The organism is Flavobacterium sp. (assembly GCF_024305175.1).
Classification (GTDB): Bacteria; Bacteroidota; Bacteroidia; order Flavobacteriales; family Flavobacteriaceae; genus Flavobacterium.
In genome coordinates this window covers 1-16,656 of sequence record NZ_JAMWYY010000009.1, presented here as the reverse complement: position 1 = coordinate 16,656, position 16,656 = coordinate 1, and the positions used below count along the sequence as shown (strand labels likewise).

17 protein-coding genes are annotated in these 16,656 nt (G+C 44.6%); 12 read left to right on the top strand and 5 right to left on the bottom strand.

Annotation, left to right across the window (positions count from 1 at the left end; translation table 11 throughout):
* Nucleotides 1–7: 7 nt before the first annotated feature.
* Nucleotides 8–772: a LexA family transcriptional regulator gene (locus tag Q0K96_RS03620; protein ID WP_297332645.1), complete on the bottom strand. Its 765-nt coding sequence runs from the start codon at nucleotides 770–772 to the stop codon at nucleotides 8–10.
* 87 nt (nucleotides 773–859) lie between these two features.
* On the opposite strand from Q0K96_RS03620, the gene dinB reads away from it, so the two are divergent.
* The 3 genes from dinB (at nucleotide 860) to Q0K96_RS03605 (ending at nucleotide 5,703) form a co-directional block, all read left to right on the top strand.
* Nucleotides 860–2,014 (top strand): DNA polymerase IV, encoded by a 1,155-nt coding sequence (gene dinB, locus Q0K96_RS03615; RefSeq protein ID WP_297332644.1) that lies wholly within the window; start codon nucleotides 860–862, stop codon nucleotides 2,012–2,014.
* Between the two features lie 2 nt (nucleotides 2,015–2,016).
* Complete coding sequence (gene dnaE / locus Q0K96_RS03610; RefSeq protein ID WP_297332643.1) at nucleotides 2,017–5,094, top strand: DNA polymerase III subunit alpha; 3,078 nt, start codon at nucleotides 2,017–2,019, stop codon at nucleotides 5,092–5,094.
* Between the two features lie 69 nt (nucleotides 5,095–5,163).
* On the top strand, nucleotides 5,164–5,703 hold the full coding sequence (locus tag Q0K96_RS03605) for an alpha-ketoglutarate-dependent dioxygenase AlkB (RefSeq protein WP_363317228.1): 540 nt from the start codon (nucleotides 5,164–5,166) through the stop codon (nucleotides 5,701–5,703).
* A 235-nt stretch (nucleotides 5,704–5,938) separates the two neighbouring features.
* Here Q0K96_RS03605 and arsB read toward each other — a convergent pair whose 3' ends face one another.
* The 4 genes from arsB to Q0K96_RS03585 are packed head-to-tail and all read right to left on the bottom strand — an operon-like array spanning nucleotide 5,939 to nucleotide 8,476.
* Complete coding sequence (gene arsB, locus Q0K96_RS03600) at nucleotides 5,939–7,009, bottom strand: ACR3 family arsenite efflux transporter (RefSeq protein ID WP_297332642.1); 1,071 nt, start codon at nucleotides 7,007–7,009, stop codon at nucleotides 5,939–5,941.
* Nucleotides 7,010–7,011: 2 nt separating this feature from the next.
* Nucleotides 7,012–7,641 (bottom strand): protein-tyrosine-phosphatase, encoded by a 630-nt coding sequence (locus tag Q0K96_RS03595; protein WP_297332641.1) that lies wholly within the window; start codon nucleotides 7,639–7,641, stop codon nucleotides 7,012–7,014.
* 11 nt (nucleotides 7,642–7,652) lie between these two features.
* Nucleotides 7,653–8,126 (bottom strand): DUF6428 family protein, encoded by a 474-nt coding sequence (locus Q0K96_RS03590; protein WP_297332640.1) that lies wholly within the window; start codon nucleotides 8,124–8,126, stop codon nucleotides 7,653–7,655.
* A 17-nt stretch (nucleotides 8,127–8,143) separates the two neighbouring features.
* The gene (locus Q0K96_RS03585) at nucleotides 8,144–8,476 is read right to left on the bottom strand and encodes a metalloregulator ArsR/SmtB family transcription factor (protein ID WP_297332639.1); all 333 of its coding nucleotides are present in this window, start codon (nucleotides 8,474–8,476) and stop codon (nucleotides 8,144–8,146) included.
* An 80-nt stretch (nucleotides 8,477–8,556) separates the two neighbouring features.
* Between Q0K96_RS03585 and Q0K96_RS03580 the strand changes: the two genes are divergently transcribed.
* The 9 genes from Q0K96_RS03580 to chrA all read left to right on the top strand — a co-directional run bounded on the left by Q0K96_RS03580 (nucleotide 8,557) and on the right by chrA (nucleotide 16,171).
* On the top strand, nucleotides 8,557–9,174 hold the full coding sequence (locus Q0K96_RS03580; RefSeq protein WP_297332638.1) for a class I SAM-dependent methyltransferase: 618 nt from the start codon (nucleotides 8,557–8,559) through the stop codon (nucleotides 9,172–9,174).
* A gap of 2 nt (nucleotides 9,175–9,176) precedes the next feature.
* Entirely contained in the window at nucleotides 9,177–10,001 is an 825-nt protein-coding gene (locus Q0K96_RS03575) for a helix-turn-helix transcriptional regulator (RefSeq protein WP_297332637.1), read from the top strand.
* Nucleotides 10,002–10,078: 77 nt separating this feature from the next.
* A complete protein-coding gene (locus Q0K96_RS03570; RefSeq protein ID WP_297332636.1) occupies nucleotides 10,079–10,792 on the top strand; it encodes a hemerythrin domain-containing protein in 714 nt (237 codons plus the stop codon).
* On the top strand, nucleotides 10,789–11,535 hold the full coding sequence (locus tag Q0K96_RS03565; protein ID WP_297332635.1) for a sulfite exporter TauE/SafE family protein: 747 nt from the start codon (nucleotides 10,789–10,791) through the stop codon (nucleotides 11,533–11,535). Before Q0K96_RS03570 ends, Q0K96_RS03565 begins: the two co-directional genes overlap by 4 nt.
* A 3-nt stretch (nucleotides 11,536–11,538) precedes the next feature.
* Complete coding sequence (locus Q0K96_RS03560; protein ID WP_297332634.1) at nucleotides 11,539–12,027, top strand: hypothetical protein; 489 nt, start codon at nucleotides 11,539–11,541, stop codon at nucleotides 12,025–12,027.
* A 262-nt stretch (nucleotides 12,028–12,289) separates the two neighbouring features.
* Nucleotides 12,290–12,712 (top strand): phosphatase PAP2 family protein, encoded by a 423-nt coding sequence (locus Q0K96_RS15050; RefSeq protein ID WP_363317227.1) that lies wholly within the window; start codon nucleotides 12,290–12,292, stop codon nucleotides 12,710–12,712.
* On the top strand, nucleotides 12,684–13,136 hold the full coding sequence (locus Q0K96_RS03550; RefSeq protein ID WP_297332633.1) for a DoxX family protein: 453 nt from the start codon (nucleotides 12,684–12,686) through the stop codon (nucleotides 13,134–13,136). The genes Q0K96_RS15050 and Q0K96_RS03550 overlap by 29 nt, the downstream gene beginning before the upstream one ends.
* A gap of 24 nt (nucleotides 13,137–13,160) precedes the next feature.
* On the top strand, nucleotides 13,161–15,035 hold the full coding sequence (locus tag Q0K96_RS03545; RefSeq protein ID WP_297332632.1) for a metallophosphoesterase: 1,875 nt from the start codon (nucleotides 13,161–13,163) through the stop codon (nucleotides 15,033–15,035).
* Nucleotides 15,036–15,040: 5 nt separating this feature from the next.
* Nucleotides 15,041–16,171 carry a chromate efflux transporter gene (gene chrA, locus Q0K96_RS03540; RefSeq protein WP_297332631.1) on the top strand — a complete coding sequence of 377 codons (1,131 nt, stop codon included), beginning with the start codon at nucleotides 15,041–15,043 and terminating at the stop codon, nucleotides 16,169–16,171.
* The last annotated feature ends 485 nt before the right edge of the window (nucleotides 16,172–16,656 follow it).

Sequence of the window (16,656 nt, the reverse complement as noted above, 5' to 3'; positions counted from 1 at the left end):
AATCTGATTATTGTAAATGCTTCAAAGCTTTTATCTCATTACGGAGGCTGTTAAACATATCGCGGATGTTTTGCGGCTCCAGGCTGTCTGGCTCAAATTCATTGGTGGCGATGCTGCAGGCATATTCCCATATTTCCAACACATCGGAGGCCCTGACCGAATAAGGCTCGTAGAAAGAATTGTCGGAGCTCAGTACCAGGTTGTTCTTGCCGTTCTTATTCAGGCGTTTGTATACAATGCCCTCGTTTTTGGTCAGCAGGATATAGGTTCTGCCATCGCGTACTTCCCCAAGGCTTTCCACATATTTTCCGATAATAAAGGAACCGTCCCTGTGGGGCGGCATGGAGTCCCCGGACACAGGAAAGGCCCTGAACTTTCCGTTTTTAAGGAAAGGCAATGATATCTGCTGCAGGCCTTCGATGAATTCGGGGTCACTGTAACCATTCAGGTAGCCCGCCTTGGCTTTCTGGGGTATGATCTCTATTGTATTTTCCCCGCCCGCGTCTATGGTAATAGGTAACAATATGCGGTTGTCCTCAAGTTTCAGCAGCCCATCCATATCGATCTTGCGCAGGTCGACATTCAGCAGCAGGTCGATGCTCACATGGTAAAATTTGGAGATACGTTTCAGTATATCATAGGGGGCTTCAGAAGTCCCGGACTCATACTTTACATAGCGTGCACGCGCGATTAGGAGCGCTGTGGCAAGCTTTTCCTGGGAAATGTTCTTTTGAATCCTCAGGAACCTGATGTTGTCGGAAAATAAAGACATACGCGAATTGTTGCTATTTGGAACAGCAAATATATATTATTTTGTTCTAATCTGGTATAATTTTGTTCGGTACTAAATGCTATGATTATGGAACGCTCGGTGGTACATATGGACCTTGATACGTTTTTTGTTTCCTGTGTAAGGCTGCAAAACAGTGCCTTAGAAGGTATCCCCCTGATTGTCGGCGGTGGTGACCGCGGCGTGGTGGCTTCCTGTTCTTATGAAGCAAGGAAGTTTGGCGTGCATTCCGCAATGCCGATTAAATTGGCCCTCAGGCTGTGCCCTGAGGCGAAAGTCGTAAAGGGTGATATGGAATTATTTTCCCGTTATTCCAATACCGTTTCACAAATTATAGAGCAGCGGGCACCGGTCATGGAAAAAGCCTCCATCGATGAATTTTACCTCGACATCACCGGCATGGATAAGTTTCATGGTTCGTACAAATGGACTAATGAGCTTTCCGCTACCGTCACCCGTGAAACAGGCTTACCGATCAGCTTTGCGCTCTCGGTAAATAAAACGGTATCCAAAATTGCGACCGGTGAAGGGAAACCCAAAGGCAACCTGGAAATACCACAGCCCATGGTACAGCAGTTTTTAAATCCCTTATCGATCCGAAAAATACCGATGGTAGGTGATGCTACTTTCAAGTTGCTGTCCCGTATCGCCATCCGTAACATACAGACCCTTGCCGAAATGCCTGTAAATGTGCTACAGGAGATGATCGGCAAGAACGGTATTGAATTATGGAAGAAAGCCAACGGTATCGACAATACCCCGGTGGAGCCGCATCGTGAACGTAAATCCTTATCGACCGAAGATACCTTCCACCAGGACACAACAGACATGGCATTCCTGCGGTCCGTGCTTTGCACTATGGTGGAAAAATTAGCCTACCAGCTCCGTAGTGAGGGATGGCTTACGGCAAACGTGACGGTAAAGATCCGGTATTCCAATTTCGATACTGAGACAAGGCAGGTCACCCTTGCGTATACCTCGTCCGACCATACGCTCACTAAAGCCGTACTCGAAGCTTTCGGAAAACTCTACCAGCGCCGTATGAGCCTGCGCCTGGTAGGGGTGCGCTTCAGCAAACTGGTGCGGGGTTCCTACCAGATCAACCTGTTTGAGGACACCCAGGAAATGATGTCCCTATATCAGGCGATGGACAAGATCAAAAACCGCTTCGGTGCTAATGCCGTGATGCGCGGCAGCGGCATCTTTCAATCAAAAATGATATAAGTATGTACCTTAATTGCCATTCTTTTCACAGCTTGCGCTACGGTACCATACCGGTCAGCGAGCTGGTGGCCCAGGGAAAAAGCCTTGGCATTACGGCCATGGCGCTCACGGACATCAACACGGTGACCGGAATTTATGAGTTTTATAAAGCCTGTAAGGAGGAGGATATAAAGCCTCTCGTTGGTATGGAATTCCGTGAGCAGGACAAACTGCTTTATATAGCCCTTGCAAAGAGCCGTCTTGGGATTGGGGAGATCAACCGACATCGCACCAAATACAACCTGGACGGTTTGCCAATACCTTCCACCGCACCCGATTTCAAAGAGGTATTCGTCATTTATCCTGTGGAAAATGTACCGGATACGCTGAGGGAGTTTGAATTTATCGGTATCCGCCCTGAAAACCTCTCGCTCCTGATCCGCCCCGAATGGAAAAACAGGCTTTCTAAAATGGTGGTGCTGCAGCCGGTAACCTTTCGCAGCAAAACCGAGTACAACCTGCACCGGATATTGCGGGCTATTGACCTCAACACGCTGGGCAGCAAACTAATCCCGTCCGACTATTGCGGTGTAGATGAAATGATGCTCCCTCCTGAAGAGATCATGGTACTTTACAGCCAATACCCGCAGATAATGGAAAATACGTTTGCCCTTATCAACAAGTGCCATTTTGAATATCAGTTCGGCGAGCCCAGGAATAAAAAACACTACACGGCCAACCGTGACACCGATCTGGAATTATTGACCAGCCTTGCACATCAGGGGCTGGCAAGACGCTACGGCACTGATAATGCTGCGGCGCGGGAAAGGGTAGAAAAGGAACTCAAAGTGATTCACCAGTTGGAATTCAGTGGTTACTTCCTGATCACCTGGGACATCATCCGTTACAGCAATTCGATGGGATTCCTGCATATAGGACGTGGCAGCGGAGCCAATAGCATTATAGCATACTGCCTCGGTATTACCGATATCTGCCCCCTGGAACTGGACCTGTATTTTGAGCGCTTTTTGAACCTGAACCGCAAAAGCCCGCCGGATTTTGATATTGACTGGTCCTGGAAAGAGCGTGACGTGATACTGGACTATATTTTCAGGCGCTATGGTGCCGACCATGTGGCCTTTTGTGGCACGAATGTCGAGTTCAAGTACAAATCCATTTTCAGGGAAGTAGGCAAAGTCTTTGGCCTGCCAAAAGAGGAACTGGATGCCCTATCGGGTACCGCTATGGACCAGCACGATAAAAATGAAGTGGTCAGACTGGTACACCGGTACGGGATGATGCTGGAGAAATACCCCAACCAGCGCTCGATGCACTCCTGTGGCATCCTGATTTCCGAAGACCCGATCACGGATTTTACGGCGTTGGAAATGCCGCCCAAGGGTTTCCCGATCGTACAGTTCGATATGCATGTAGCGGAAGAGATAGGCTTTGATAAATTCGACATCCTCTCCCAAAGGGGTATTGGGCATATTGATGATACTGTGAAGCTCATCAAAAAAAACCGTGGCATTACCGTGGATATCCGCGATACGTCCCTCTCAAAAGACGAAGCTGCGTGTAATGAGTACTTGGGCAGGGGGAAAACGATTGGATGCTTTTATATTGAAAGCCCTGCTATGCGGGGGCTGCTCAGGAGGCTGAAGTGCAACAATTACAAGGTACTGGTAGCCGCTTCATCGATAATACGCCCCGGCGTGGCCCAAAGCGGGATGATGAAGGAGTACATTTTTCGCCACAACTATCCCGATAAGTTTGAATACTTCCATCCGGTTTTCGAGGAGCAGCTTGGTGAAACCTATGGCATCATGGTGTACCAGGAAGATGTGATTAAGATCGCCCTGCATTACGGTGGGCTGGCAGCAGCCGACGGGGATATTCTGCGCAGGGCCATGAGCGGCAAGGGACGTTCCAAAGCGGCATTGCAGAAAGTAAAGGATAACTTCTTTGCCTCGTGTGCAGCCAAAGAACATCCCGAGCAGTTAAGTACAGAGATTTATCGCCAGATCGAATCCTTTGCAGGATACTCATTCTGTAAGGCACACTCGGCATCCTATGCCGTAGAAAGTTACCAGAGCCTGTACCTGAAAGTACATTATCCTATTGAATTTATGGTTGCCGTCATCAACAACCAGGGCGGCTTTTACCGTACAGAAGTATATGTCCATGAGGCGCGGATGTCGGGTGCCGCGATCCATAATCCCTGTGTGAACAAGAGCGAGTTAGAGACCACCTTGTATGGCAAGGATATTTATTTGGGCTTCATGCATCTTCAGGGATTGCAAGGGGAGATTGCAAAATGTATTGTAGAGCAACGCCTGGCTAACGGGCAATATGTTTCGTTGGAAGACTTCATCAAGCGCGTACCTATCGGGATTGAAGGGCTACAGCTTTTAATTTATATCGGAGCGTTCCGTTCAACAGGTAAAAATAAAAATGAGCTTTTGGTCACAGCCCGTCGTATCATGATGAACTTTAAGCCGGAACACCGCCAGCCGCAACTCCTGCCGGAACCCGTCCGCGAATACAAGCTGCCAGAACTGAAACGCTCCCCCTTTGAAGATGCTTTTGATGAGATTGAACTTTTAGGCTTTCCGGTCTCGGTAACGCCCTTCAATCTTTTGAAAACTAAATACCGTGGCGATGTGATGGCATGCGATTTGGTACATCACCATAAGAAACAGGTAAAGATGCTGGCGTACCTGGTCTCCCGCAAGCACGTACCTACCAAAATGGGCGCCATGTATTTCGGGACATGGATCGACGCTAACGGGGAGTTTTTCGATACAGCCCATTTTACAGGTAGCCTGAAAGAATATCCTTTTAAAGGCGGGGGCTGCTATTTATTGTTGGGTACGGTAGAAGTGGATTATCATTTTCCTACGATTACTATCTCCAAAATGGAGAAAATGCCATTTATTGCCGACCCACGTTACAGGGAATCTGATGCCGAAAGCATGCGCACGCAGGAAAGGCTTCGTGAAGATGTTTCCATGACACACCGTGAGCCATATCCACAGGAGCAGGAGATTAACCTGCCGAGGCATAAAATGAATACGACTAATCAGAAAAAAGCAGGATGAAAAGACAACAGGCTATAGGAAATATTGACTTCAAGCCTGAAGCGACTTCAACCACTAAAAAGCACAGCTATGACACTCTTTAACGATACCGATCTTTTTATAGTGGGCACCAGCCCAAAGAAATACTTTGACCTGCCGGGCCTAGAACTGATGCAGTATGATGGCTTTATATTAAAAGAAGACGCTGACCATTACTATAGAAAGTTACTTCGCAACACACCATGGCACAGGTACCAAATGCCCATGTACGATAAGATAGTGACGGCACCGCGAATGATTGCCTGGTATGGTGAGCAGGAAGAAGCTGGCGAAGCTACTCACCCTTGGACACCGGAACTTCTGGAGCTTCGGCAAAAAGTGGAACAGGAAACCGGACTTAAATTCAACGCGGTACTTTTAAATTTATACCGCGACGGCAATGACAGTGTGGCCTGGCATTCAGATAAAGAGCATAAGATTGGCAGCAATCCTAATATAGCGTCCTTAACCTTTGGACAAACACGTCCATTCCGCTTTCGGCATAAGACCAACAAGGAAATTGGTCAGGTTGAAATACCGCTGCATCATGGGACATTGCTTTTAATGTCTGGTACTACCAATACTTTTTGAGAACATCATATACCTAAATCATCTAAAGAGATGTTACCAAGGATTAATCTCACTTTTAGGCGTGTGATATAGCAATTAAAATCAATTAGCATTTCGGTAGATTTTTTAGCACTTATAATGTACTAGGAATAATTATGCCAACATCGTGGCAATTTTACAGCGAAGGAGCTGCCATAGCTGGGTCACAATGGATTAGGAGAATAGTTCGACTATTTGTCCTCTCAAGAGCAGCAATCTAATACTTCTCTGTAAAGTACTTCTTCCTGAACCAGAATGCAAGGTTAACCAAAGCGATCAGGGCAGGAACTTCAACCAACGGGCCTATGACGCCTGCAAAGGCCTGGCCGCTATTGATTCCGAATACCCCAATGGCAACAGCAATAGCAAGTTCAAAATTGTTTCCCGTTGCAGTAAATGCTATTGAAGTGCTTTTTGAATAGTCGGCACCAAAGAAACGTCCGGTGAAAAAGCTTATTACAAACATAATTGTAAAATATATGACCAGCGGTATTGCAATCCTGACAACATCCATTGGTATCTGTACGATAAGCTCACCCTTAAGGCTAAACATTAAAATAATTGTAAAGAGTAATGCTATCAGGGTTATTGGAGAGATTAATGGAAGGTATTTAGCCTCAAACCATTCAATTCCTTTAAGCTTAATCAAAGTATACCTGCTTATGATACCGAGGGCAAAAGGTATACCCAGATAAATGCCGACACTTTCGGCGATCTGGCCAATACTGATATCTACGGCAAAGCCGTCATATCCGAAATAAGGAGGAAGTATTGTTATAAAAATATAGGCATATACGCTATATAGGAACACCTGGAAGATACTATTAAGAGCAATGAGTCCCGCAGCATATTCACGGTTGCCATCAGCAAGGTCGTTCCAGACGACTACCATGGCGATGCAGCGTGCCAGGCCAATAAGGATAACCCCAATCATGTATTCGGGATAACCCTTTAGGAATAACAGCGCAAGGGCAAACATGAGGATTGGCCCTATAATCCAATTTAGCAGCAGGGAGGCACCCAAAACTTTGGTATTTGAAAACACGTCACCCATCTTGCTGTAATTTACTTTTGCAAGTGGCGGGTACATCATCAGGATCAAACCTATGGCAAGAGGTATATTGGTGGTCCCGCTTGAGAAAGAGTTGATGAAGTCACTGCTTGACGGCAGCAAGTAGCCGAGGGCTACACCTGCTGCCATAGCGAGAAAAATCCAAAGGGTGAGGTATCGGTCTAAAAATCCAAGCTTTTTTCTATTGGCCGCAGGGGCGCAATTATTTGCAGACATAACTATTTGTTTATTTGAGAGAACACGTAAAACATTTCTTCAGCAATCTGCCCGCTGCGTTCACGGTACTTTTCCAATTGCTGCGGTGTATTATCAAATTCCTTTGGATCCTCATATGTGATGGCTATTCTTTTCTCTGCACCCGATATAAAAGGGCAGCCACCATCCGCCTGCGAACAGGTCATTATGGCTGCAAAGCCACCTTCGGGGTTAAACTCATCAGAATAAGTTTTAGAGAAGGCTATGACCGGGTGCCGGTTTTCAGAATACTTCACAGCGTACACCGGATTATTCCCGGAATAAAGTGCCTGTATTTTAAAGCCTGAATCTTTTAAGGTTTCTGCAACCACAGGGAACATCGCGGTTGCTTCTGTTCCGCCGGAATAGCAAAACACATTAGGTATGTTGTAATAAGCAGCCGCCGCTTGCGCCCAAATTTGTGCAAGATGGCTCCTTCTCGAATTGTGAGTACAAATCAGGTTCAGCCGTATTTCCTCTTGATTTCCAGCTTTTGACTGTATAAAATCGATCAGCGGTTTAAGCACTTCTTTTCGTTCGTTTGAAATAGTATTGGCATTGAATCCATTAGCAACAGCAGCTAATTCCGGATAAAGCACGGTGTTTTCTGACATGATATATACTATTAGCAGCAGCCTCCTCCGGGAGCGCAACTGTTGGATGTTTCAGTTATTTCCATAAGGCTAACGTTCTTTTTGCTGGCAGGTACGCCACACTGATCCGATGCCAGGCAGGCTGTCTGCTTGTTTAACAGTAAGAAGGCTTTACCGTCGAAGCCAAGATCGTACTTGCCGATGGTGCCGTGCTGGTATTCCACTTCAATCTCATAGTCGCCGATGCCTAACACTTTTTCAGATAAATCAATAATCTTCAACAGCTTTTCAGCTTTAAGCCTGTGGTCTTCGTCATTGGAATCCTCCCACAGCTGGAAATTAACAACACTCTCCTTTCTGACAGTGCCACCGCAATCAATAAAGTTTTTAGTTATTGATCCCACTTCTGTAACGTGGAAATTTTCAGGTACATAAGACCCGTCAGGAAGCTGAAAGGACAATGTTGGTACTGCGCTTAGGCAATTTTTAAATTCTGATAGTTTCATTTGATGATTATTTAGTATTAACAGCAGTTCGCTTTTTTCTTTTCTGAGTATTCAGTAATATTCTGAAAGAAACCTTTTATTTTTTCGAATCCTGCCTCATTAATACAATAACAAATGGCAGTACCTTCAATGTTTCCTTTTATCAGCCCTGCATTCTTAAGTTCTTTAAGGTGCTGTGAAACAGTTGGCTGGGCCAGGGGCATTTCATTTACAATATCGCCGCATATGCAGGTGTCTACCTTCATCAGGTATTCAATAATAGCTATTCGTGCAGGATGCCCCAATGCTTTGGCTAAGACAGCAAGCTCGTTCTGGTTGTCAGTGAAGTGATCGGTTTTTGTTGCCCCCATATCTTTAATTATTATATTGCAATATTACGATATTAAATTTATTTTTGCTTTGTTCTATTAAAATATTTATAAATTTGAACATGAAGACAAAAGAAGAGCACTGGCAGGAGGTTTATAATTCCAAGGAAAGTAATGCCGTAAGCTGGTACCAGAGTGTACCTGATGCTTCATTGCAGTTTATAAAAAAGAACGTTCCTAAAAACGCTGCAATAATTGATGTGGGGGCGGGAGATAGTAATTTGGCAGATTTTCTTTTACAGGCAGGATTCACCGATATAACATTATTAGACATTTCCCAGGCTGCTTTAGATAAGGTCAGGTATCGTCTGGCCGGCAAAGATTCAGGCGTAACTTATATAACTTCGGACATTCTTGATTTCAGATCAGAAAGGGAATATGCTTTTTGGCATGACCGCGCTGCCTTCCACTTCCTTACAGGAGGCAATGATATAACACGTTATACGGAAATTATGGCGGCAGCGCTACAAAGAGATGGACACGCCCTAATCGGGACATTCTCGGAAATGGGCCCCGAAAAATGCAGCGGTATTGCAGTAAGCCGTTATTCGGAGGATCAGCTGGAACTTGCGTTTAAAGAAAATTTCGATAAAGCGGCCTGCTTTGTCCATGAACATCAAACTCCTTTTAATACGGTGCAGAATTTCAGGTTTTGCAGTTTTAGAAAAAAACACGTTTGATAATGGCGTCTGAGTTACTGATCAAAGATAAATCCGATAGCATATCGGGAATTAAAATATCCCCTTTCCGTAAGCACATACGCCGGACCGAGCCTCATAAGCATAACAGCTATCTGGAGATCATCTATCTCTCAGGAGGCAGCGGGACGCATAATACCGACTCTGTAGGTTATACCATTCATACGCCGATGGTTCTGACTGTGAGGCAGGATCAAATACACCATTGGGATATGGATTCTGAACCGGAAGGCTATGTACTTATACTAAAACGGGAATTCCTGGACCAGACAATTGACCGGGAGTTAAAACTATTAGTGGGCAGGCTTTCGGCTAAACCGGTGCATTACCTAACCGCACAAAATGATATTGATTTGGTGCTGGAACTGCTGTGCAGGGAATATGAAGGAGGGCTGGCCTTAGCCGGTAGTAGTATTGAGGGGCTTTTGAAGTCTTTCCTGTCAAAGGTCTTTTCGTCGCTGGAAGCTGAAAACATGGCCGTCACTTCATTGAAGGAAGATATGCATCAGGCATTCATCGAGTTCCTGACCCGGGAAGGCGCACAAAAGCGAACTGTTTCCTACTATGCAGAAAAGCTCAACACCACACCGCAAAATCTCAATGCCGCATGTCAGCGTGCTACAGGCAGGCCGGCGTTGGACATCCTGCACGATTTTGTACTTAACGAGGCAAAGCGGCTTTTGCTTTACACTGACAAAAAAAGCTCGGAAATAGCATACCTGCTTAATTTTAATGACCCATCCCACTTTACCAAGTTCTTCAGAAAAAGCGTCGGCAAGACACCGAAAAACTTCAGGGTTACTACCTGATACCAGTCTTTTTTCAAATTTACCATAACAGGTTTATAGTTATAGGGCAATTTTGTATTGTCGCTAATTACATTGTTATGGAAAAAAGAAACCAAAACAGGAGGCAGTTTATCGGGCAGGTAGCTGCAGCCGGATTAGTAAGCCTGCCGCTGGCTTCTGTACTTGCATCCTGTGCAGACGAAGGCGAAGATAAGGAAGAAGGGATAAGCCCCAATGAGGACCTGATGCAGGAACATGGGATACTTAACCGGGTTCTGCTGATATATGACGAACTGGTAAACAGAATTAATTCCCACAAAGATTTCGATCCGCAGCTCCTATACCAGGCTGCAATGATAATAAGAAAATTTATTGAGGATTATCATGAGAAGCAGGAGGAATTATACCTTTTCCCGCGTTTTGAAAAGGCCGGCCAGCATACTGAACTGGTCACTACCCTCAGGGTACAGCACCAGCAGGGCGGGCTGCTCACATCGACCCTTATGAGCCTTGGAAGCAAACCACGCCTGGGAGATAGGGAATATAGTGAAATTAAAGCTAACCTGTCCGCTTTTATCAGGATGTACCGTCCGCACGAGTCGCGTGAAGATACAGTTCTTTTTCCCGCTTTTAAAAAGCTTGTTTCAGCGCATGAGTATAACAGCCTTGGAGAGGAGTTCGAGAAGAATGAGCATAAGATGTTTGGAAAAGACGGGTACCTGGACTACCTGGCAAAAACCGAGTCAATCGAAAAGGCCCTGGACATCTATGACCTTGGTCAATTCACTCCTGTACAAAACCAATTGCAATGATGGCACCAGATAGTATACTTGTTTACATACTGGTCTTTATTGCGGGCACTCTAGCCTACATAGTTTCAACGCTTTCCGGCGGTGGCGGGGCCCTAATTTTAGTGCCTATTGCACGCTATTATTTAGGGACAGGCGCTGTAGCGCCGGTACTTAACCTGGCCAACAGTATTGGCCAACCCTTTAGGGTTTGGATATTTTGGAAAAGTATACAATGGCATATTACGGCAAGGTATGTGCCCGCAGGTATTTTAGGAGTACTCCTAGGAGGATGGCTATTCTCGCATCTTAGGCTGGAGCTAATAGAAGTCCTGCTTGGCATCTTTCTGGTAAGTACTATTTTTCAATACCGCTTTGGGAAGAAAGAACGCTCTTTTAGGATGCCCATTAAATGGTTCATCCCTTTAGGGTTCTTAATTGGGTTAATTTCAACGATGGTGGGAGCTGTCGGTCCGGTACTGAATCCTTTCTATTTAAACCATGGAATTGAAAAGCAAGAGCTTATAGCAACCAAAACAGTCAACTCTTTTATTCTTGGTTTTATGCAGATCGGGACTTATGTTACTTTAGGCTCGCTGCGGGGGGAGTTATGGGTGTATGGTATTGTGCTGGGTGTGGGAGCGGCAATTGGGAACCTTATCGGAAAAAAGCTGTTGAATCGTATCAGTTCCCGGTTATTCAGGGTATTGGTTATCGCTGTCATGGTTATCAGCGGGGTAGTAATGATAATATCAATAATTATATAAAATATGAAAAGATTATACTTATGGCTGGCAGCAGGGCTGCTGCCTTTTCTTTGGGGCTGCAACAGCCGGGAAGAGCCTAGTGGCCCTGGGGGTTGGCTCAAAGGTGATACAGGAGAAAAATTCAATACTGTAGCAGGTCAATTAAGAGGCTTTGATGCCACTATGGTTGAGGTGGGTTACCGCTATCAAGAGCTTTACTGGGCAGGCCGGGATGGCAACTGGGATTATGCACAGTATCAGAGAGAGAAAATAGGGACTACATTAAAAAATGGCTTTGAGCGTAGGCCCAAACGTAAAGCCTCGGGGGAACATTTTATGGATTTCGTATTGCCGGAAATGGAAAAGGCGATAAAAGCCAGGGACAGTGTCCTCTTTAAGGAAAAATTTGAAATGATGACCGTCAACTGCAATGCCTGCCATACAATGGAAAAAGTTCCTTATTTTACTGTTAAGCAGCCATTGGAGCGGCAATCACCAATAAGGTTCCGATAACATGAAGAAAATCATTATTGCTTTGCTGATGATGCTGGGGGCTGTAGGCATCCTTTTGCTGATTACACTGACTCCTTTATTTTCAGGTATAGCACGAACTGTCCTTGAGTGGGACAAAGCGTTGCTCTTGTGGATCAACGGCTTGCATAGTCCCATGATGGACCCTGTCATGTGGTGGATCAGTGCCAAGTGGGTCTGGCTGCCATTCTATGCGGGGCTGATAGTTGTTCTCGCCCTACACTTTAGAAAAAGAGCTATTCCTATGGTGCTGTTAATCGCGCTTCTCATCACCCTTAGCGACCAGATTGCCTCGGGGCTATTCAAGCCCCTTGTGGAGAGGCTTCGCCCCGGACATGAACAGGGCTTGCAGGACATGCTTCATTACGTAAACGGTTACAGGGGCGGGCGCTATGGCTTTATGTCCTCACATGCTGCCAATGCATTTTCACTGGCGCTTTACCTGACAATACTTACCCGCAGGAAAATAAAGTGGATGCCCTACCTGATCCTTCCATGGGCACTTGTGGTCAGTGTGAGCCGCATCTACCTTGGCGCTCATTATCCTACCGATATACTGGCACCGCTTTTTTTGAGCGTTTTCATAAGTAACTTTGTTGCCGCGATCTATCTATACATCACCAATAAATATTTTAAAGATGAAACTAAATCAGATTCTGACTACTGACACCAGCAGGGCTACAATCCTCATTAGGCTGATGGTGGGTGCTGTTTTCCTCTCGGAAGGAATACAGAAATTTTTGTTCCCGGCTTTGCGGGGTGCAGGGCGGTTTGAAAAAATCGGTTTGCCCTCACCTGACTTCCTGGGAAGCTTTGTAGGCTTTTTTGAAATCCTCTCAGGCCTTTTGATCCTTGCCGGGCTCCTGACGCGCCTTGCCGCAATTGTGCCGATTATCATTATGCTGGTGGCCATAGCCACAACCAAATCAACCGTTTTACAGGAGGAAGGATTTTGGGCAATGCTCCACGGGAGCAGGACCGACTGGGCAATGCTGTTAGGAAGCATCTATCTGCTAGTAAAAGGTGGAGGACGATGGTCAGCTGATGCCCTGATAAATAAACTTAAAAATCAGATCGTTCCTTCAGCTTAAACTTATTTCAACTATACAAATCATATGAATAAGATATTATTTTCGACGATCGCGTTACTGCTCACTATTGCCGCTATGGCGCAGCATCCGAGGATTCCTGCTTCATACAATAATCTGGCTTTTGATGCTAACGGAAAACTATACTTTGAGAATAAAGGAGGAAAGTACTTTACGGAAGAACTTACAGGTCCACTAACCATTGAACAGTTTCTAGGTAAAGCCAAAGGGAACGAGAATGGTGTCATGATGGATTTTGGAACATTGAAGGGTACGGTGACTTATGGCTTAATCCCCTATGGAAAAGCACCACACCCGCTTCCTGTTTATCGCAAAACCCTCAATATTGAGAATGGTAATGTAACATTTAATATAAAAGACGATTTTAAATATCCTTATGATTTTGTAGACTGGAAGAAAAATGGGTACCTGAACATTGGCTACAGGATTGCTAATGATCAGGGCATGATCTTGTTTGACGGGATAGTAGCGTTAAAAGGCGAGGGTCCGTTTGAAGTAACACCGGCGATTTATGAAGGCCCTTTTGTAAATATGGTTACGGATAACTCTGCGGTCATTTGGTGCAGGACCACACATCCGGTAAAAGCCGAAATTGAAATTAATGGAAAAGTATATAAAGATGAGCAGGAAAAGACGCTCCATCGGTGGGATATTGCCGGACTTGCTCCCCATACCAAGTACAGCTATAAAGTGAGTTATGGGATACAATCGCAATCGTATCATCTTAAAACCGCCCCGAAGAAAGGCAGCAGGGAAGCCTTCGTGTTTGGCTATTCAAGCGATAGCCGCCATGCTACCGGTGGAGGCGAACGGAAAATCCTGGGAGCCAACGCATACATAATGAAGAAAATTGCTGCGCTTGCTTATATGAAAGATGCCAGCTTTATACAATTCACGGGCGATATGATTAACGGTTATCTGAGCAGCAAAGAACAGCAACGGCTAGAGTATTATAACTGGAAAAAATCCATCGAACCCTTTTGGCACTACATGCCTTTTTATATAGGAATGGGCAATCATGAGGCGTTAGGCTTTATCTTCAAAGATGAAAAGGGGAAACAGCAGGCATTTATTGATGCTTTTCCGTATGATACACAGTCGGCCGAAGCACTTTTTGCGGAGGAGTTTGTCAACCCTGAGAACGGGCCCGGCGGCGAGGATAACAACAAGTATGACCCTGACCCTCAAAATATAGATTTTCCTTCCTACAAGGAAAATGTATATTATTACACTTACGGGAATGTGGCTATGATCGTTCTTAATAGCAACTACTGGTACGCACCTTCTATTGCTGATCAGACGGCTACCGGAGGAGGATTGCATGGTTATCTTATGGATAACCAGCTTTTATGGCTTCAACAGACCCTTGAGAAGCTGGAGGCGGACACCCATATCGACCATATTTTTGTGACACAGCATACACCGGCTTTCCCTAACGGGGGACATAGTAAGGATGACATGTGGTACAGTGGCGATAACAGCAAGCGTCCATACATTGCAGGGAAGCCTGTAGAAAAAGGCATTATAGAGCGCAGGGATGAATATTTAGATCTTTTGATTAATAAAAGTAGAAAAGTGGTGGGAATGCTTACGGGAGATGAGCATAACTATAATTGGTTAAAGCTTACAGCTGATATGCCTATCTATCCGGACAATTATCCACATAAAAAGCTTAAGGTATCACGCCCTGTTTATCAAATCAACAATGGCGCAGCAGGGGCTCCCTATTATGGGCAGGAAGTGTTGCCATGGAGCAAACATACCCAATCCTTCAGTGTAGAAAATGCGCTATGCCTTTTTTATATTGAAGGAAAAAAAATAACGATGAAGGTTTTTAACCCTGATACTTTAAATCAAATAGATGAAGTCGAGTTAAGGTAATAAAAATGGAAGATAAAATAAGTATAAAAGAAATTGCAAAAGTTTTTGGGAAATTAGGCATTATCGGTTTTGGAGGGCCTGCAGCGCACATAGCCATGATGCGGGATGAAGTAGTGGTCAAACGAAACTGGATGACCGAACAGCATTTTTTGGATTTACTTGGCGCCACAAATCTTATTCCGGGCCCTAACAGCACTGAGATGGCGATTCATGTCGGGTATGACAGAGGGGGGGTAAAAGGTTTATTCATAGCAGGCTTATGCTTTATTTTGCCTGCTGTTTTTATTACGGGTGTGCTCGCCTACTTTTACAGTCAATACGGTCAATTACCGGAGGTGCAGCGCTTTATTTACGGCATTAAGCCTGCAATTATTGCGATTATTCTCGCAGCGGTTTATCCCTTGGCAAGACAGTCAGTCAAAACACTATTTTTAGGTTTGATTGGTATTGTGGTACTGGCAGCGGCGGTGTTTGGAATTAATGAAATTTTCTTAATGTTTGGAGCAGGCCTGCTGGCTCTGGCACTGCATACTGTTCAGAATAGAAGGGCTGGTACTTTGCAAAGTTTCGCACCATTTACATTTATCCAAATTAGCCAGATGGCCTTTTGGTCGCCAATCAATGCTAAATTATTTTGGACTTTCCTTAAGATTGGTTCCATACTTTATGGCAGCGGGTATGTCCTGTTTGCGTTTTTAGATACAGAGCTGGTAGCCACTGGGCTACTCACACGGCAGCAACTCATGGATGCCATTGCCGTCGGACAATTCACACCGGGGCCTGTTTTTTCATCGGTAACATTTATTGGTTTTCAGATAAACGGGCTCTCAGGGGCTGTCATCTCCACTGTTGCGATATTTCTTCCATCGTTTGTTTTTGTTGCAATGCTAAATCCGCTAATGAGAAAATTGCGGAATTCCAAGGGGCTATCATCTTTTTTAGATGCTGTCAATGTCGCATCCGTAGCTATAATTGTAGCTGTGTGTTTTGAAATGGGTAAAGAAACCATCACCGATTGGCGAACAGTTTTAATTGCAGTGGCCAGTATAATAATTGTTTTTACATTCAGAAAAATAAATAGTGCTTTTGTTGTAATTGGCGGAGCTTTAGTTGGGTACTTATTGTCGATGGTGTGATTATCCCTTAAAAGTTAATAATTGAAGTTTTATTGTCTTCAAATTTCAATTATAGCGTTCTTGATCTGGTATAAAAAGTGGCAAATTCACGGCAAAAACATCTTTATCAATGCTTATCTCAGTATTACCGCAGGCTTTAAGATGGTAGTTCGACTACCATCTTTCTCCCTTGTACGACGACGTGTATTCAACCTGTTTTATGCAAGAATTGGAAGTATAAAATTTTCAATTATCTTTTGTAAAAAATATTCATTAAATTTGTAAATATTACTGTTCAAATCTCTTGTGAGTAAAACGGTGAGTGTTTTTTTAAGTTAGAGCTATAATTTATTGGTATAAAAGTATTTGTGGTGGCTTGGAGTCGTCCTGCCACCCCGACATAGAGCCTTTAATTGGCCCGCAAATACTGATTATTTGCGGGCTTTTTCGTTTTATACCCTAAATGAAACAGCATTTATATCAATATTTTTGTGAGTAATTAGGTG

Bases quoted from the DNA above. Each gene is read 5' to 3' on its own strand.
- Q0K96_RS03620 (WP_297332645.1), bottom strand. From the start codon at position 772: ATGTCTTTATTTTCCGACAACATCAGGTTCCTGAGGATTCAAAAGAAC.
- dinB (WP_297332644.1), top strand. From the start codon at position 860: ATGGAACGCTCGGTGGTACATATGGACCTTGATACGTTTTTTGTTTCC.
- dnaE (WP_297332643.1), top strand. From the start codon at position 2,017: ATGTACCTTAATTGCCATTCTTTTCACAGCTTGCGCTACGGTACCATA.
- Q0K96_RS03605 (WP_363317228.1), top strand. From the start codon at position 5,164: ATGACACTCTTTAACGATACCGATCTTTTTATAGTGGGCACCAGCCCA.
- arsB (WP_297332642.1), bottom strand. From the start codon at position 7,009: ATGTCTGCAAATAATTGCGCCCCTGCGGCCAATAGAAAAAAGCTTGGA.
- Q0K96_RS03595 (WP_297332641.1), bottom strand. From the start codon at position 7,641: ATGTCAGAAAACACCGTGCTTTATCCGGAATTAGCTGCTGTTGCTAAT.
- Q0K96_RS03590 (WP_297332640.1), bottom strand. From the start codon at position 8,126: ATGAAACTATCAGAATTTAAAAATTGCCTAAGCGCAGTACCAACATTG.
- Q0K96_RS03585 (WP_297332639.1), bottom strand. From the start codon at position 8,476: ATGGGGGCAACAAAAACCGATCACTTCACTGACAACCAGAACGAGCTT.
- Q0K96_RS03580 (WP_297332638.1), top strand. From the start codon at position 8,557: ATGAAGACAAAAGAAGAGCACTGGCAGGAGGTTTATAATTCCAAGGAA.
- Q0K96_RS03575 (WP_297332637.1), top strand. From the start codon at position 9,177: ATGGCGTCTGAGTTACTGATCAAAGATAAATCCGATAGCATATCGGGA.
- Q0K96_RS03570 (WP_297332636.1), top strand. From the start codon at position 10,079: ATGGAAAAAAGAAACCAAAACAGGAGGCAGTTTATCGGGCAGGTAGCT.
- Q0K96_RS03565 (WP_297332635.1), top strand. From the start codon at position 10,789: ATGATGGCACCAGATAGTATACTTGTTTACATACTGGTCTTTATTGCG.
- Q0K96_RS03560 (WP_297332634.1), top strand. From the start codon at position 11,539: ATGAAAAGATTATACTTATGGCTGGCAGCAGGGCTGCTGCCTTTTCTT.
- Q0K96_RS15050 (WP_363317227.1), top strand. From the start codon at position 12,290: ATGGTGCTGTTAATCGCGCTTCTCATCACCCTTAGCGACCAGATTGCC.
- Q0K96_RS03550 (WP_297332633.1), top strand. From the start codon at position 12,684: ATGAAACTAAATCAGATTCTGACTACTGACACCAGCAGGGCTACAATC.
- Q0K96_RS03545 (WP_297332632.1), top strand. From the start codon at position 13,161: ATGAATAAGATATTATTTTCGACGATCGCGTTACTGCTCACTATTGCC.
- chrA (WP_297332631.1), top strand. From the start codon at position 15,041: ATGGAAGATAAAATAAGTATAAAAGAAATTGCAAAAGTTTTTGGGAAA.